The sequence below is a fragment of the Aggregatibacter actinomycetemcomitans DSM 8324 genome, assembly GCF_000372365.1.
Classification (GTDB): domain Bacteria; phylum Pseudomonadota; class Gammaproteobacteria; order Enterobacterales; family Pasteurellaceae; genus Aggregatibacter; species Aggregatibacter actinomycetemcomitans.
Window position 1 is genome coordinate 13,290 of the sequence record NZ_AQUU01000013.1, and the last position, 18,133, is coordinate 31,422.

Here is an 18,133-nt window from a genome sequence, read left to right on the forward strand (position 1 = left end):
CTTTATGAAAGAGTTGGGAAGTTATTGTGCTACCCGCACTGGCGGATAGCACATTTTACGGTGATTACCACCATGCTTCAAATTGAACACCAGCGATAAATTCGCCATCTTTTGCTTTGTAACCATGTTCAATACGATTCTCAGTGTTGAATTTATCATTCCAGTGCGCGTAAGTTCCGAACACACGAATTGCCGGACGCGCCCAGATGCTACTACCTGCCTGCCATTGTTGCGCAAGAGTAACTTTGGCTAAATCATTTTTCTTACCGGTGGCTTGATCTTTCACGCGGTCATAACCGAGTTCCATTAAGGTACTCATAGTATTAGTCCATTTATACATCGGACGAACACCGGCGGAGTACCAGGTTTTGCCTTGTTTGTTATTTAAATCGGTTTTTTGATAAATCAAGGCGTACATCATTTCAACTTTATCGCTGAATTGAACGGTACCTTGGTCAATTAAACGGATCATGTGACCACGGTTGCTGGTTAATGAACCTTGCGCATGGCCGTAGTTCCAACCGTCAGATGCCATGGAATCTTTGGCATATTGCACGGTGAATTTATTGAAGCCGCCGAAGAACTCGCTTTGAGTATGTTCGATAGTGAACATGTGACCGTTTTTGGTCGCGTCATCATTTACATAGCGGGCATCGTCTTTTTTATGAGATCGGGCGTAATCAAAACCGAATTCTAATTTACCGTTTTCGCTAACTTGAACTTCAGCTAAACGAACATCGAATACATCGTTGTAAACATCTTTTTGTACTTTACGGGTAGTATCCCATCTTTTATTTGCGCGATCATAGTAGTAGCTAAATGCACCGCCTGCTTCTGTATTACGGGTTACCGCAAGAGATAATTTACCAAAACCCAAATCAATGCCTTCAACCCCCGCACCCGGACCGGAAATATCCCAGTAGTAGAAGTCGTTCATGTGTACGTCATGACGTTGGTAGAAACGTTTACCTGCCCATAATGTGGCGCCCGGTAAGCTGTCAGCGAAGTTTTCAAATTTCACATTTAATTCACGCACTGCCGGGCTGGTTTCGGTCCAGTCGCCTTTATGCAAATTACCACTATAGGCAATTAAGCTGTCGAAATAGAAGCGTTTGTTGCCTTCTTTCCATAATTCTTGACCGAAGCCTAATTCCGCATAGGTATCGGATTCGTTACCTAAACGGTATTTTGCCGGTGCGCCGTTGGCGGAAAATGCGGTCAGTTCGCCACCGCCCGATGTCCAACCAATACCGGAACGGGCGTAACCGTGGAAATCCACCGCACTTGCGCTTGTTGCAAATAATGTGCCGCTAATGGCAACTGTCAGAAGTGTTTTTTGAATTTTCATAAGAGACCTCTCTTGCATTGAGTTAATAACCTTAAGCCACCGGTAGCCCGTGGCCTCTACGGTGTAATCAATTCCTTTAAACGCCTTTTTCTTTATACAAACGTTGGCAGGCGGTGCCGTCTTCTTTAAACAGATGGCAACGTTCCGGAATGATGCCGATGTCCATCGTTTCCCCCTCCTTCACCAACACCACATCATTTTGGCGATAAATTAAGGTCGGTTGTTTAATTTCAGGGATTTCAAGGTGAATTTGCGTTTCGTTACCAAGCAATTCCACCACCTGCACATTGCTGCGCAACGTAACTTCTGCCTCATCAGACGGAATTAAATGCTCAGGGCGTATACCTAATGAAAGGTTTTCACCCACTTTCACGCCATTACCGGAAACCGGGATCCAGAAGTTATGATGGTTGGCGTCGGGCAATTCGATTTGCACCCGCTCTTTTTCCACAGCAGTCACTTTCACCGGCAGGAAATTCATTTTCGGTGAACCGATAAAACCGGCCACGAAACGATTTTGCGGATAATGGTAAAGTTCCAGCGGTTTCCCCACCTGCGCAATACCGCCCGCATTCAACACCACGATTTTGTCCGCCAGGGTCATGGCTTCCACTTGGTCATGGGTAACATAAATCATGGTGCGGTTGAGTTTTTTGTGTAATTTGGAGATTTCCACCCGCATTTGTACGCGCAAGGCGGCATCTAAGTTGGAAAGCGGTTCGTCCAGCAAGAATACTTCTGGCTGGGAAACAAGGGTTCGCCCAATCGCCACACGTTGACGCTGACCGCCCGACAAGGCTTTCGGTTTACGTTCAAGCAAATGGGCAAGCTGTAAAATTTCGGCAACCTGATTAACGCGCTGATCCCGTTCCGTTTTATTTACACCGGCTAATTTCAGCCCGAAAGACATATTTTCTGCCACATCCAAGTGCGGGTACAGGGCGTAAGATTGGAACACCATACCGATACCGCGCTTTGCCGGCGGCACATAGTTCATCCGTTTTTCACCGATGTAAAGTTCACCGGTGGTAATATCCTCAAGTCCGGCAATCATTCGCAATAATGTGGATTTACCGCAACCGGACGGTCCGACAAAGACGACAAATTCGCCTTCTTCAATATCCAAATTAATATCTTTGGAAATATGTACGTTTCCGTAAGATTTGCCCACATTGCGCAATGTTACACTTGCCATAATGAAACCTCTCGATACCTTGTCTTTTATATGTTCGGGCTAATCATACTTATACGTATAAAGAAAAAATCCTCCCTGATAAAAAATTTAGGGGGATTAGATAAAATCGTTCAAAATTTATTCAAATATTTTCTTTTTTGGTAGGCGCATAAAATTTTGTGATCCAGCTCTAATTTTTTTAATTAATTTATGTGATCGAAGTCACAAACTTATAAAAAATGTCGATGAGATCACAGTGTTACAGACAAGGAGTAGTCAGGGGGAGGATAACAAAATAAAATATTTACGGATAATGCCAATAATGTGTAAAAAGGCTTTTTAAGTGTTTCATGCTCACTGGAAAATACCGCCACTCAACTTGCAGTTACCGAACGTCAAACCGCTAAACAGGCACCGGACGAAGCGGCTCAACGTATTCGCTCCGGTATCAGTAAATAACCAACAAGGACTTACAACATGAAAAACAAACTCGTTAAATTCACTTTAACCGCCGTGGCGGGCTTAGTTATGTCTTCCGCTGTAATGGCAAAAATGACCGAAGGAAAATTGGTTATTTGGATCAACGGCGACAAAGGCTATAACGGCTTGGCTGAAGTGGGTAAAAAATTTGAAAAAGACACCGGCATTTCCGTTTTGGTAGAACATCCGGACAGACTGGAAGAAAAATTTGCTCAAGTGGCGTCCACCGGTGACGGCCCGGACATTATCTTCTGGGCACATGACCGTTTTGGCGGCTATGCGCAAGCGGGTTTATTGACCGAACTTACCCCAAGCAAAGAATTTAAAGATAAATTCGTAGATTTTGCCTGGGATGCGGAAACCTATAACGGCAAAGTCATCGGCTATCCGGTGGCGATTGAATCCCTGTCTTTAATCTACAACAAAGACTTGGTTCCTACCCCGCCGAAATCCTGGGAAGAAATTCTTGAGCTGGATGCCAAACTCAAAAAAGACAAGAAAAACGCCATTATGTGGAACCTGTCCGAGCCGTATTTCACTTGGCCTATCGTCGCTTCTAACGGCGGTTATGCCTTCAAATTTGTCAACGGCAAATATGACATTAACGACATCGGCGTAAACAACGAAGGTTCACAAAAAGCCCTGCAATTCGTGGTGAATATGGTGAAAAATAAAGTCATCAGCGCCGATATGGACTATGCCATCGCGGAAGCGGCATTTAACAAAGGCGATGCGGCGTTAACCATTAACGGTCCTTGGTCTTGGGGCAACATTGAGAAAAGCAAAATCAATTACGGCGTTGCCGTGTTGCCGACCTTAAACGGTCACAATGCCAAACCGTTCGTCGGCGTGTTAAGTGCCGGTATTAACTCCGCCAGCCCGAACAAAGATCTCGCGGTGGAATTCATGGAAAACTACCTGTTGACCGATGACGGTTTGGAAACCGTCAATAAAGACAAACCACTAGGCGCTGTGGCATTGAAATCCTACCAAGAAAAATTAGCGAAAGATCCGCGTATCGCCGCCACCATGGAAAATGCGAAAAACGGTGAAATCATGCCGAATATCGCGCAAATGAGTGCCTTCTGGTATGCCGAAAAAGCGGCAATCGGCAATGCCGTCAGCGGTCGTCAAAGCGTAAAACAAGCCTTGGACGATGCCCGCGCACGTATCCAAAAACAACAATAAACCAAGCCTGATGTGCCGAGCCGAATTGACGGTTCGGCACATTAACAATTCAAAAAGTGCGGTGCAAATTTTTAGTGTTTTCTATGCCGTAGCCGATTAGTCATTCTGTTCTCGAGGTGTTTTATGCAACAATCTCCGACTCAAGCGACATCGCAATCCCCGTGGCTGAAATATTTGTTAGCCGGCGTCGTATTGTTGATTGACTTATATTTAGTGGTTTTAATGTATTCGCAGGGAGAATATTTGTTCGCCATTTTAACCTTGGTGATTCTGACTTCCGGCGTGTACATTTTCAGCAGCAAAAAAGTGTACGCATGGCGTTATGTGTATCCCGGCTTAACGGGCATGGCGATTTTTATTTTATTCCCGTTGGTCGCCACCATCGCCATCGCCTTCACCAATTACAGCGGCACCAACCAGCTTTCCTTTGAACGTGCCGTTGCCGTATTAGGCGAACAACGTTACTTCGCCGGTGATAAATACGATTTCAAACTCTACCCGCAACAGGACAACAGCTATATCCTTGCCCTACACAATAACAATACCGGACAGGATTTCGCTTCCGTTCCTATTAAACTCACCGATAAGGAAATCACGGTAACCGAACAAGCCGCACCGCAAAGCGAAGCGGCACCGCTTAAAGTGATTACGCAAAACCGCAGCGCCTTACAAGCCATGCGCGTGACCTTGCCAAGCGGCAATGAATTGACCATGAGTTCATTACGTCAATTTTCCGAACAAAAACCGCGTTACACCTTTAACAGCGAAACCAATACCTTAACCAACAACGAAAACGGCAAAATCTACAAAGCCAACAATGATATCGGCTTTTTCCAAGCGGTTAATGAAACCGGCGAATGGTTAAATGAAACCTTAGAGCCGGGTTATACGGTGTCTGTGGGCTGGCTGAATTTCGTGAAAATCTTCACCGATGAAGGTATCCAAAAACCGTTCATTCAAATTTTTATCTGGACGGTGATTTTCTCCTTACTCACCGTTGTTTTCACCGTTATTCTCGGCATGGTGTTGGCTTGCGTGGTGCAATGGGAAGCGCTGAAAGGCAAAGGCGTATATCGCTTGCTGTTAATCTTGCCGTATGCCGTGCCGTCCTTTATTTCCATCTTGATTTTCAAAGGGTTATTCAACCAAAGTTTCGGGGAAATCAATGTCATTCTGAATCAATTATTCGGCATTAGCCCGGAATGGTTTAACGATCCGTTCCTGGCGAAAACCATGATTCTTATCGTCAATACCTGGTTGGGTTACCCGTACATGATGATTTTGTGCATGGGCTTATTGAAAGCCATTCCGTCGGATTTATACGAAGCCTCCGCCATGGACGGCGCATCCACCTGGCAGAACTTTAGCAAAATCACCTTCCCGTTGCTGTTAAAACCGTTGACTCCGTTAATGATTGCGTCCTTCGCCTTTAACTTTAACAACTTCGTGTTGATTCAATTATTAACCAACGGTCGCCCGGACATGATCGGCACCACCACGCCGGCAGGTTACACCGACTTGCTCGTCAGCTACACCTACCGCATCGCCTTTGAAGGCAGCGGCACGCAAGACTTCGGCTTGGCGGCAGCGATTGCCACCATCATCTTCTTGCTCGTAGGCGGCTTGGCATTACTCAACATCAAAGCCACTAAAATGAAATTAGACTAACGCATTCAGGAGAACCGAATTATGGCTATCGTACAATCCAAATCTGCCCGCTACCGTTTATGGGTGACCCATTTGCTGCTGATTGCATTTATTTGTCTGATTATTTTCCCGTTACTGATGGTGATCGGCATTTCCCTGCGCCCGGGCAACCTCGCTTTGGGCGATTTGATTCCGAAACAAATTTCCTGGGAACACTGGCAGGCGGCGCTTGGCTTTGATGTGGTACACGCCGACGGTTCTGTCACACCACCGCCGTTCCCGGTGTTGTTGTGGTTGTGGAACTCCATTAAAGTGGCGACCATCACCTCCGTGGGTATCGTTGTTCTGTCCACCACTTGCGCCTACGCTTTCGCGCGGATGAAATTCAAAGGCAAAAAAACCATCTTGCAAGGCATGTTAATTTTCCAAATGTTCCCTGCGGTGTTGTCTTTGGTCGCCTTATACGCCTTATTCGATCGCCTCGGTCAATATATCCCGTTCCTCGGCTTAAACACCCACGGCGGCGTGATTTTCGCTTACTTGGGCGGTATCGCCTTGCACGTTTGGACCATCAAAGGCTATTTTGAAACCATCGACGGATCCCTGGAAGAAGCTGCCGCCTTAGACGGCGCTACCCCATGGCAGGCATTCCGCTTAATTTTACTACCTCTCTCCGTACCGATTCTGGCGGTGGTTTTCATTCTGTCCTTTATCGCCGCCATTACCGAAGTGCCGGTCGCCTCGCTATTATTACGCGATGTCAACAGCTACACCCTGGCGGTGGGAATGCAACAATATCTCTACCCGCAAAACTACCTCTGGGGCGACTTCGCTGCTGCGGCAGTACTTTCCGCCATTCCGATTACCCTCGTATTCTTACTGGCACAACGCTGGTTAATCGGCGGATTAACGGCAGGNGGGGTGAAGGGGTAAAGAAACTCCCCTCTTTACCAAAGAGGGGGATTTTTTTCAGACATTAAATCTATCTCCAAAAACCACCGCACTTTTGTTCATCAGGAGGCGTTTCATGCAAAAATCCATTCTCTATTTTTCCCTGTTCTGCGCCGGCAATGCCTTTGCCGCGTGGCAGCACCCGCAGTTTAACGAACTGAACGAAAACGCCGAAAAGCAACTTTTCCAAGGGCAGGCAACGCTGGACAAAGGCAATTATTCGTTACAATTTCAAAACGACGGCAAATGCTTCCAACCGCAAACTGCCGTAAAACTCAATCAAACCGCCTCCCTCGAACCTTGTCATGGCGACGCGCCGCAATTACGTATTTTCCGTCACGGCAATTATCTCGCCCAAATCGACACCCGCAGTGGCACGCCGACTTTACGCATCAGCATTGAACGACAGCCGGAACCGGAAGCCGTGGCGAAAACCTGTCCGAAGTGGGATCAGAAACCGTTGGAAATTGATGTGAGCCAAACCTTCGCCGACGGCGATACCGTGCGTGATGCTTATTCAGGTAAAAGTGCGGTGGTGAAAAACGGTAAAGTGACCTTGACGCCAGATCCGTTGGCGGGCGGCTTGCTGCTCTTGGAAAAAAGTGCGGTTAAAAATCCAAGTGTTTTTCACTGGAAGAATGCCACCGTCTATTTTGTGTTGACCGATCGCTTTCATAACGGCAACCCGCACAACGATCACAGCTACGGACGACAAAAAGACGGTATGCAGGAAATCGGTACGTTCCATGGTGGCGATTTAAAAGGCTTAACGGAAAAACTGGATTACCTGCAACAGCTCGGCGTGAACGTCATCTGGATTTCCTCGCCACTGGAACAAATGCACGGCTGGGTCGGCGGTGGGGATAAAGGCGATTTTCCGCATTACGCCTACCACGGCTATTATCATCAGGACTGGACGAAAATTGACGCCAACATGGGGACGGAGCAGGATCTCAGCCATTTCATTGAGCAAGCCCATAAACGCGGCATGAAAGTGATTTTCGACGTGGTGATGAATCACACCGGCTACGCTACCCTTGCGGATATGCAGGAATTCGGTTTCGGTTCGTTTTACCTGAAACCGGAAGAAATGCAATCCGTATTAGGTGAAAAATGGACGAATTGGAAACCGAAGCGCGGTCAGAATTGGCATAGTTTTAACGACTACATCAATTTCGGCGATAGCGCCGGCTGGGCGAAATGGTGGGGCAAGGATTGGGTGCGCTCCGATATCGGCAATTACGACAGCCCGAAATTCGACGATCTGAAAATGTCTCTCGCTTCACTGCCCGATCTCAAAACCGAAAGCGATAATGCAGTGGGTTTGCCGCCTTTTTATCACCATAAACAAACCCACGCCAAAGCCCTGCCGAATGCCAAAGTGCGCGATTATCTCATCGGCTGGTTGTCCGACTGGGTGCGTAACTACGGCGTGGACGGCTTCCGTGTGGATACCGCCAAACACGTTGAAAAATCCACTTGGCTGGCATTAAAACAATCGGCGGATGCGGCATTGCGCCAGTGGCAGCAAAAACATCCTTCCGAGAGTAGCGGCGAACCCTTTTGGATGACGGGCGAAGCCTGGGGACATGGCGTGCTGAAAAGCGATTATTATCAAAACGGTTTTGACGCCATGATCAATTTCGACTTTCAGGATCAGGCGAAAAACGCCTTGGATTGTTTCGCCCACATTGATCCCGTGTATCAGGACATGAGCGACAAACTGAAAGATTTCAATGTGTTGAGTTACCTTTCCTCCCACGATACCCGTTTGTTCTATCATTCGGACAGCCAAGGCAACAACGCGAAACAAAAAATCGCCGCCAACCTGTTATTACTGGCGCCGGGCGCCGTGCAAATCTATTACGGCGATGAAAGCGGACGGGAATTCGGACCGACAGGCTCAGACCCGATGCAAGGCACGCGTTCCGACATGAATTGGCAGGATCTCGGTACAAACGCCGACAAACAAGCCCTGCTCACCCACTGGCAAACACTCGCCCGCTTCCGCCAAGCGCATCCGGCAATCGGCGCAGGTAAACAAACCACTGCGAAAACGAATAAATATTACGCCTTTAGCCGTGAATTGGACGGCGATAAAGTGATGGTTATTTGGGCAGGAGAGTAAGATTACTGCAAAAAGTGCGGTCATTTCAAAAAACGTTTTTTAAATCGACCGCACTTTTACCCTTCTGCCGGCAGCAAAAACCAGCCTATGGGGCGTAGCTGCACGAAATAACGCGGTTGGTTCGGTATGTAATCGTTCGGGTTCAGGTGAATCAATAGCGGCAAGCCCTGCCATAGGGCGCGGATTTCCCAATAATTTCCCATGAATACTGCCGACTGAATCGTGCATTGTGCAGCCGACTCACCTTGCAAACCAAGTAACACGCCTTCCGGGCGAATGCCTAGCTGATAATTGCCATCCGTCGCCCCTGTTTGAGAGACTAATGATAATGGATTTTTATCCATGAATAATTTGCCGTTTTTTGATTGCACGGGAAAGAATGAGGCATCGCCCATGAAGGTGGCGGTGAAGCGGGAGGCAGGCGCGCGGTAGAGCTCGCTTGGGGTGCCGATTTGTTCAACCTTGCCCTGATTCATCACCACTACTTCATCAGAAATGGCAAAAGCTTCGCTTTGATCGTGGGTAACATATAAGGTAGTGATATTCAGTTGTTGCTGTAAATGACGAATCATTTCGCGTAATGTGCGGCGTAAATTGGTATCCAGGTTGCTCAAAGGTTCATCAAACAATAAAATCTGCGGCGCGATAACCAAGGCACGGGCAAGTGCCACCCGCTGTTGTTGCCCGCCGGAAAGCTGCTCAATACGACGCGTTTCAAAACCGTCCAACTCCACCATTTTCAACACATTTTTCACTTTAGCGGCAATGTTCGTTGCGTTTTCATCCTGCATTTTTAAGCCGAACGCCACGTTTTCACTCACCGTTAAATGGGGAAATAAGGCATAAGACTGAAACACGAAGCCCACGCCACGTTGTTGCGGCGCAAGCCGACTGAGATCCCGTCCGTCGCACAAAATCTGCCCTTTATCCGGCTCTTCTAGCCCCGCAATCAGACGCAAAATGGTGGTTTTGCCACAGCCGGAGGCACCAAGCAAAGTGGTGAATTTATGCTTTTGAAAAGATAAATTGAAATCCTGCAACACCTTGGTTTGCCCGAAGGATTTATAGATGTGTTTTAATTCAATCTGTTCTGTCATGTTTTTTTCTCTGCAAATTGAAATCGCCGACCCAGCGCCCGAATAGCCCGATCACCAGCATCATCACCACAATGAGGGTTGCGCCGTATGCCACCGCAAGTCCGTAATCACCGTCTTCCACGCGATTTAAAATATAAGACGTGGCAACGCGGGTGCTTGGCGTGACTAAGAAAATAATGGCGCTGATGGTAGTCATGGCACGCACGAAACCGGTCACTAAGGCGGATAATAACGCCGGTTTTGATAAAGGCAGAATAATAAAGCGTAATACCTGAAAACTGCTCGCTTTTAGCGTATAACCCGCTTCATCTAAGCTCGGATCCAACTGTTTGAAATTCACCAACGCCGCACGCAACCCGATAGGCATATTGCGCGTAATCATGGAAAGCACAATGATGACGCCGGTGCCGGTTAAATACAATGGCACATGATTAAACGCCAGAATGTAAGAGACGCCCGCCACCGTGCCGGGCGCGGCAAAACTTAATAAAGTGAAAAATTCCGCGTATTTTTTGCCGAAAAAATGCCGACGGGCGAAAAAATAGGCTAACAGAAAACCGCTGATGGCAGTAAAAGGCGCGGCAATTAACGCGAATAACGCGGTTTGTACTAAAGACGGAATAGCACCGCTGTTCCAACCTTGTCCGAATAAGGTGATATAATGCTGAAAAGTAAACTGGTTATTAATGCCCCAGCTTTGCATGAAACTGCCGTAAAAAATGCTGCCGTACAAAATACCGTTAAAGCCCACCCAAAGGATAAAAACCGTCGTCACCAACACGTTCAAACCGGTAGCCAACGGCGTTACCCGACCTTCAAAAGATTTGCCCGATACCGTGACATAGTTTTGGCTGCCGATAAAACGGTATTGCAGCCAGAATATGCTCAACGAGATAGCAAGCAAAATCACGCCTAGGGTACTGGCGGCTAAATAATCGTTTTGTGCACCGACAATATAAAAATAAATCTGCGTTGCCAACACATCAAAATTGCCGCCCAGCACGAAAGGCGTACTGAAATCTGCTAGCGATTGCACCATCACGATCAAAAACGCATTGGCTAACGCCGGTTTAAGTAGCGGCAACACAATAAAACGGAAACTTTGCCAACGGTTTGCCCCTAACATCACGCCCGCTTCTTCCAGCTTGGACGATAAGGCTTTTAACGCGCCTTCAATAAGCATAAATGCCATGGGCGTGAGCGCCAGCGTATGGGAAATTAAAATGCCGTTGAAGCCGTACAGCCAATTTGCCGTAATACCGAAATGTTGCGTTAAAAACGGCGTGACGGCACCGTTGCGTCCAAACATAAGCATCACGCCGAGACTTACCACAAAGGGCGGCGTAACCATGGGTAAAATCGAAAAGAGTTTGCTAACCCATAAACTACGTTTAGCGATGCGGGTGGTATAAAGGGCGAAAATCAAGCCGAATAATACGGAAAAAAGCCCGACCGAAGCGGACACCGCCAAAGAATTCCCCACCACCTGCCATAAGCCGGCATTCGCCATTAAGGCAGAGATATTCTGCCAATCGCCCTGTTCTGCGCTAAAAAAGACGGCGAATAATTTGCCGATGGGATAAAAAATAAACCCGATGACTAAACAGGACAGCCCCAAGGCAACACTTAATAAAAAACGATCGCCCTGCATAAACCGCAAGCGCGCCAAAGCATCCACCAAAATGGCGCCCAGAGCCAATGCCAGAAAAATAACGGCATAGCCAAAACGAAAGCGGAAAAATTCGGCGGAAAACCAAATGAAGACACCGAGTGAAACGGCTAAAAATAAGGTAATTTTAGGTCGCCCGAGGGCGCTTCGGGAAAGAAAAGGGAAAAACAATAACGCCGCAAACCACAACCAGCTGATATTCGGTTGCGCCCAGCCCAGCGCCGCGAAATATTCGCTCCGGGTGGCATCAAAAATGCCGTAATCCAAGGCTCGCACAGGCAATAACGCAAATGCCGTAAATGCAAGCAAAATCGAGATGTTGTGGCGAAATTGTTTTTTTAGCATTGATAGAAAATCTGAGCTGATTTCATGGAGAAGTTATTCCCCACGATAAGGCTATTTCGCCAATTTAATTTCCGCCAACCATTTATTAATCAAGCGTTTGCCTTCTTCACTGGAACCGAATTTCACAAAATCAAAATTCAATAATTGTAAGGTCTTCGGATTAACGGATTTCGGTGAAGCCTCGGCATTCACGTTCGTCGGGATTTGATACAAACCGAATTCACGCCACGGGATTTCTTCCACCTCTTTGGAAAGCACATAATCCATGAACAGTTTGGCGTTATCCAAATTACGCGCACCTTTGATGATGCTCGCACCGCCCAAGGCGTAACCCGTTTTGCCTTGCGGAATCACCGCCTCTACCGGCGCGCCTTTTTCTTTTTCCGTGGCGTAAGAATGCACGAATCCAATACTGATCACCGTTTCGCCACGGGATAAATTCGCCGTCACCAAATTGCTTTTCACATATTGCGACACGTTTTCATTGAGTTTTTTGAGGTAATCAAAAGCTTTTTCTTCGCCCCAAAGCTGAATTAAAGTCGCCATAATCGTGTAAGTGGTGCCGGAAGCGCGCGGATCGGGCAGTTGAACCTCGCCTTTGTATTCCGGCTTTAACAAATCTTCCCAGGTTTGCGGTGTCGGCAAACCGAGTTGGGCTAATTTTTGCGTATTCACGCCGAAACCTAACACCAGCATATACGCCACGGACGTAAACTCGCCTTTTTCTGCCATCAAGGTTTTAAACTGCGGTAGGATTTCCGCCTGTTTCGGCGAACGGTAGACTTCCAATAAACCTAACTCTCCCGCCTGAAAATGCGGTTCGATAGTTCCGCCATACCAAAAATCCGCCTGCGGATTGTCTTTTTCCGCTTTGATCTTGCCAAAAATGGTTTCCGTGCCGCCGTGTACGAATTGCGTTTCCACGTTGTATTTCGCGCCGAAATCCTGCGTCACTTTTTCACACACTTTATTTTGCACCGTGCAATACACCGTCAAGCGCCCTTCCGCCTGTGCCTGCTGGGCGAAGAAAAAAGGCGAAAGACAAACCAAACCTAAACTGCGTTTAAACCATTTTTGCATATTCAATCCCTCATAAATTAATCATCATTGATTGCTCAGGATTATATGCCATTGAATGCAAAATACTAAATAAATCACGTTTATTTTTTGCGCTGATGAAAAACAGGTACAACCAATCACCGGCTAAAAACACGGAAAAAACTAACCGCACTTGAGCAAAAAGCGGCTTTTTTACAGCCCAAGCGCATTGAAGAAATCACACAATACATTTTGAACAACTTCAAACAAAAGACACATCGTTTCAACGCCGGCAATCAAGGCTTTAATGCGATGTTTGCGGTGAGTAGTGTGGAGGCGGCAAAGTTTTATTATGAAGCATTTAAAAAGCAACAAAGTGCGGTAGAAAATCCGCTTAAAATTGCCACTATCTTTTCTTTTGCCGCTAATGAAGAACAAGACGCGGTAGGCGATATTACCGATGAAAGTTTTGAAGTGGAAGCCATGAATTCGAGCGCCAAAGAATTCTTAAAATCTGCTATTGATGACTACAACAAGTATTTTGCAACCAACTATGATGTAGATGGAAAATCCTTCCAAAATTATTATCGAGATTTGGCAAAACGGGTAAAAAATAAAGAAATTGACCTGCTTATTGTTGTCGGTATGTTTTTAACCGGGTTTGATGCGCCAACGCTAAACACCTTGTTTGTCGATAAAAATCTACGTTATCACGGGTTAATTCAAGCTTTTTCCCGCACCAATCGAATTTATAATGCGACCAAAACCTTTGGCAATATCGTTACTTTCCGCGATTTGGAGCAAAACACCATTGATGCCATTACGCTTTTTGGCAACGCCAATACGCGTAACGTAGTACTGGAAAAAAGCTATCAAGAATATATGGAAGGCTATACCGATGCAGGCATCGATCGCCGCGGCTATTTAGACGTCATTACCGAACTCAGCGATCGTTTTCCTGATCCAACTGAAATTGAAACGGAAAAAGGCAAAAAAGCCTTTGTTAAATTATTCGGTGAATATTTACGCGTTGAAAATATCCTGCAAAATTATGATGAATTTTCCGCTTTGCAGGCATTTCAATCCGTTGATAAAACTGATGAACAAGCAATACAAGCATTTAAAGAAAAGTATTATCTTAGCGATGAAGCCCTTGCTGAAATACAAAAAATTGATATACCAAGCGAACGCGCTATTCAAAATTATCGATCTACTTATAATGACATTCGTGATTGGCTTCGCCGGCAAAAAGATGGCGAAGAAAAAGGCAAATCAACCATTGATTGGGATGATGTAGTCTTTGAGGTGGATTTATTAAAATCCCAAGAAATCAATCTGGATTATATTTTAGAGCTGATTTTTGAGCACAATAAAAAACCAAAGACAAAGAAACCTTGGTTGAAGAAATTCGTTCAATTATCCGCTCAAGTTTGGGAAACCGCGCCAAAGAAAGTTTAATCATCGATTTTATTCATCAAACAGATTTAGATGCTATTGCCGACAAGGCAAGTATCATTGAAGCGTTCTTTAAATTTGCTCAAACAGAGCAACAAAAAGAGGCTAATGAACTCATTGCTTCGGAAAACTTAAACATAGAAGCGGCTAAACGTTATATTAGTGTTTCATTAAAACGCGAGTACGCCAGCGAAAACGGCACGGATTTAAATGAAGCCCTGCCTAAGATGAGTCCGCTCAATCCGGAATATCTGAAGAAAAAGAAAAGTATTTTCCAAAAAATTGCGGAATTTGTTGAGAAATTTAAGGGCATCGGTGGAAGTATCTAATCACCTTTCCCCTAAAAAGTGCGGTGGAAATTTAAGGTGTTTTTTCACCGCACTTTTTTCTTTCAAAACGCCCTACCCTCATCATTTCGCATAAAATTTGTCCCTTTACACAAATTTTAATAATGCGATTTTTACCACGCAAAAAATTCTTCTTGGTTTATAAGCAGTTATTTTATGTCAATAATTCAAGTAAAAAATTTAGTACTTGAATTTTCACATCCAACACATTATCTTGTGCAAAATTTTTATAACGCAACTATATGTTGTGTTTTTCATATATTTTAGAGAAATAGGTATCTTCCATGAACAAGGCATTGATGGTCACCAAACGTGACGGAAAACCGGAACCGATTAATCTTGATAAAATTCACCGCGTGATCACTTGGGCGGCGGAAGGGTTGGACAATGTGTCCGTGTCTCAAGTGGAATTGCGTTCTCACATTCAGTTTTATGAAGGGATTCGCACCTCCGACATTCACGAAACCATTATTAAAGCGGCGGCGGATCTGATCAGCAAAGATTCCCCGGATTATCAATACCTTGCCGCGCGCCTTGCGGTGTTCCATTTGCGTAAAAAAGCGTACGGGCATTTTGATCCGCCGCGTTTATACGATCACGTGAAAAAACTGGTACGTATGGGCAAATACGATCCGTCTTTATTGGATGACTACACTCGCGAAGAATGGGATGAAATGGACGGTTTTATCGACCATTGGCGCGATATGACCTTCTCTTATGCGGCAGTGAAGCAATTAGAAGGCAAATATTTAGTCCAAAACCGTGTGACCGGTGAGATCTACGAATCCGCCCAATTCCTCTATTTATTGGTAGCGGCGAGCCTGTTCTCCAAATACCCGCAGGAAACCCGTTTGGATTATGTGCGCCGTTTTTACGATGCCACCTCCACCTTTAAAATTTCCCTGCCGACCCCAATCATGGCAGGCGTGCGCACCCCAACCCGTCAATTCAGCTCTTGCGTGCTGATCGAATGCGGCGACAGCCTAGATTCCATTAACGCGACCGCCTCCGCCATTGTGAAATACGTTTCCCAACGCGCCGGTATCGGGATCAACGCGGGCGCTATTCGCGCTCTTGGCAGCCCGATTCGTGGCGGCGAAGCCTTCCATACCGGTTGTATTCCATTCTACAAACACTTCCAAACTGCCGTCAAATCCTGCTCACAGGGCGGTGTGCGCGGCGGTGCGGCAACGGTGTATTACCCGATTTGGCACTTGGAAGTGGAAAGCCTGTTGGTGTTGAAAAACAACCGTGGCGTGGAAGACAACCGTGTGCGTCACATGGACTACGGTGTGCAACTCAACAAATTAATGTATCAACGCTTAATTAAAGGCGGCGACATTACCCTATTCAGCCCGTCCGATGTGCCGGGGCTTTATGAAACGTTCTTTGCCGATCAAGATAAATTCGAGCAACTTTATGTGCAATACGAACAGGATCCAAACATTCGTAAACGCACCGTGAAAGCCGTGGAATTATTCTCCTTATTAATGCAGGAGCGTGCTTCCACCGGTCGTATTTATATTCATAACGTGGACCACTGTAACACCCATTCACCGTTCGATCCGAAAGTAGCACCGGTGCGTCAATCCAATCTTTGCCTGGAAATCGCCCTGCCGACCAAACCGTTACAACATTTCCACGATGAAAATGGCGAAATAGCCCTTTGTACCCTTTCCGCCTTTAACTTAGGCAAACTGGAAAACTTAGACGAGTTAGACAACCTGGCAGATCTTGCTGTTCGCACCTTAGATGCCTTATTGGATTACCAAGATTATCCGGTGATTGCGGCGAAACGCAGTTCCCTTGCCCGTCGTTCTTTGGGTATCGGCGTGATTAACTATGCATATTACTTGGCGAAACACGGCGTGCGTTATTCCGACGGCAGCGCCAACGATTTAACCCACCGCACTTTTGAAGCCATTCAATATTATTTACTGAAAGCCTCCATGAATTTGGCAAAAGAACAAGGCGCGTGCGAGTATTTCAACGAAACCACTTACGCCCAAGGCATTTTGCCAATCGATACTTACAAAAAAGACATCGACAGCCTAACCACCGAACCGCTGCATTACGACTGGGAAAGCCTGCGCCGCGACATCCAAGAATTCGGCTTGCGTAACTCCACCCTCACCGCCTTAATGCCGTCGGAAACCTCTTCCCAGATTTCCAACGCCACCAACGGCATCGAACCGCCACGCGGTCATGTGAGCGTGAAAGCCTCCAAAGACGGCATTTTGAAACAAGTGGTGCCGGATTACGAAAACCTCGGCGAAAACTACGAATTGCTTTGGGATATTCCAAGCAATGACGGTTACTTACACTTAGTGGGCATCATGCAAAAATTCGTGGATCAAGCGATTTCCGCTAATACCAATTACGATCCGAAACGTTTTGAAGACGGCAAAGTGCCGATGAAAGTGTTGTTAAAAGATCTCTTAACCGCTTACAAATACGGCTTAAAAACCCTCTACTACCAGAACACCCGCGACGGCGCCGAAGACAGCCAAGAAGATTTGGATGATGGTTGTGCCGGTGGGGCGTGTAAGATTTAATTATTAATAATCCCTCCTCATTGGAGGGATTAGATTACTCTTAGCGAGTTCATATGAATGAATTGACAATAAAAATTGTAATGCTTTTATTACCTGGCATTATAATTACAATGCTTATAGATAAGTTCACTGAACATAAAGAATGGAATAACTATAAATATTCATTGTTTGTTATTTCATATGGAATATTATCTTACTTAATATTACAAATTCTATCGCTATTAAATCAATGTGCCAAAATCGGGTACGAAAATTTCACATTAAATAATGCAGAGTATCTTCAAGTATGGGATGTTAATTCAAGTATTAACCTACCTTATAATGAAGTAATTGCTTCAGGAATAGTGTCATTTTTTCTTGGTTTATTATTTATTTACATAGATCACAAAGAATACCTTGCCAAATTTCTTCTTAAATTTAATATTTCTAGAAAATATGGTGATTATGGAGTATTCCCCCAGTTATTAAAAGATAACAAAGATCAATACATAGATATCACTATTTGGGATAAAAATTTATTTATTAGGGGTATTGTAAATTCCTTTCATGAAGATAAAGAACTATTCGAAATATACATTGAAAATGCTGATGTTTATAAAACATCAAAAGGTAAAGCAACAAAAATTTACACAGCTCTTAGACTTTCAATATGTGAGCCATATAAAAACCTTATAATTTCAACTACACAACAACCTTCAAAAGGAGAATAGA

General features: G+C 45.5%; 11 protein-coding genes and 1 pseudogene. 7 read left to right on the forward strand and 5 right to left on the reverse strand.

The features are described from left to right. Positions 1–64: 64 nt before the first annotated feature. Complete coding sequence (locus tag A3CS_RS0108105; protein ID WP_019518394.1) at positions 65–1,348, reverse strand: maltoporin; 1,284 nt, start codon at positions 1,346–1,348, stop codon at positions 65–67. Positions 1,349–1,424: 76 nt separating this feature from the next. Continuing rightward, positions 1,425–2,543: a maltose/maltodextrin ABC transporter ATP-binding protein MalK gene (malK, locus tag A3CS_RS0108110; protein ID WP_005545226.1), complete on the reverse strand. Its 1,119-nt coding sequence runs from the start codon at positions 2,541–2,543 to the stop codon at positions 1,425–1,427. Between the two features lie 456 nt (positions 2,544–2,999). Here malK and malE point away from each other — a divergent pair, with 456 nt between their 5' ends. The 4 genes from malE (at position 3,000) to A3CS_RS0108130 (ending at position 8,916) form a co-directional block, all read left to right on the forward strand. Further along, the gene (malE, locus tag A3CS_RS0108115) at positions 3,000–4,190 is read left to right on the forward strand and encodes a maltose/maltodextrin ABC transporter substrate-binding protein MalE (RefSeq protein ID WP_005545224.1); all 1,191 of its coding nucleotides are present in this window, start codon (positions 3,000–3,002) and stop codon (positions 4,188–4,190) included. Positions 4,191–4,313: 123 nt separating this feature from the next. Continuing rightward, entirely contained in the window at positions 4,314–5,858 is a 1,545-nt protein-coding gene (gene malF, locus A3CS_RS0108120) for a maltose ABC transporter permease MalF (protein ID WP_005545222.1), read from the forward strand. Between the two features lie 21 nt (positions 5,859–5,879). After that, positions 5,880–6,770: a maltose ABC transporter permease MalG gene (gene malG, locus A3CS_RS0108125; RefSeq protein WP_005537798.1), complete on the forward strand. Its 891-nt coding sequence runs from the start codon at positions 5,880–5,882 to the stop codon at positions 6,768–6,770. 94 nt (positions 6,771–6,864) lie between these two features. After that, complete coding sequence (locus A3CS_RS0108130; RefSeq protein ID WP_005545220.1) at positions 6,865–8,916, forward strand: alpha-amylase; 2,052 nt, start codon at positions 6,865–6,867, stop codon at positions 8,914–8,916. Positions 8,917–8,972: 56 nt separating this feature from the next. Here A3CS_RS0108130 and A3CS_RS0108135 read toward each other — a convergent pair whose 3' ends face one another. Genes A3CS_RS0108135 through A3CS_RS0108145 form a run of 3 tightly spaced genes read right to left on the reverse strand, consistent with a single transcriptional unit; the run spans position 8,973 to position 13,107 of the window. Beyond that, positions 8,973–10,013 carry an ATP-binding cassette domain-containing protein gene (locus A3CS_RS0108135; protein WP_005588380.1) on the reverse strand — a complete coding sequence of 347 codons (1,041 nt, stop codon included), beginning with the start codon at positions 10,011–10,013 and terminating at the stop codon, positions 8,973–8,975. Then, positions 9,997–12,027: an ABC transporter permease gene (locus A3CS_RS0108140; protein ID WP_005588383.1), complete on the reverse strand. Its 2,031-nt coding sequence runs from the start codon at positions 12,025–12,027 to the stop codon at positions 9,997–9,999. Before A3CS_RS0108140 ends, A3CS_RS0108135 begins: the two co-directional genes overlap by 17 nt. A gap of 51 nt (positions 12,028–12,078) precedes the next feature. After that, a complete protein-coding gene (locus A3CS_RS0108145; RefSeq protein ID WP_019518395.1) occupies positions 12,079–13,107 on the reverse strand; it encodes an ABC transporter substrate-binding protein in 1,029 nt (342 codons plus the stop codon). A gap of 126 nt (positions 13,108–13,233) precedes the next feature. Here A3CS_RS0108145 and A3CS_RS1000000111895 point away from each other — a divergent pair. The 3 genes and pseudogenes from A3CS_RS1000000111895 to A3CS_RS0108160 form a co-directional block, all read left to right on the forward strand. After that, positions 13,234–14,849 (forward strand): annotated as a pseudogene (locus A3CS_RS1000000111895) (type I restriction endonuclease subunit R, EcoR124 family); the annotation flags it as partial. A gap of 302 nt (positions 14,850–15,151) precedes the next feature. Continuing rightward, on the forward strand, positions 15,152–17,422 hold the full coding sequence (gene nrdA / locus A3CS_RS0108155; protein ID WP_005545205.1) for a class 1a ribonucleoside-diphosphate reductase subunit alpha: 2,271 nt from the start codon (positions 15,152–15,154) through the stop codon (positions 17,420–17,422). A 53-nt stretch (positions 17,423–17,475) separates the two neighbouring features. Next, a complete protein-coding gene (locus tag A3CS_RS0108160) occupies positions 17,476–18,132 on the forward strand; it encodes a hypothetical protein (RefSeq protein ID WP_019518396.1) in 657 nt (218 codons plus the stop codon). Position 18,133: the final 1 nt, after the last annotated feature.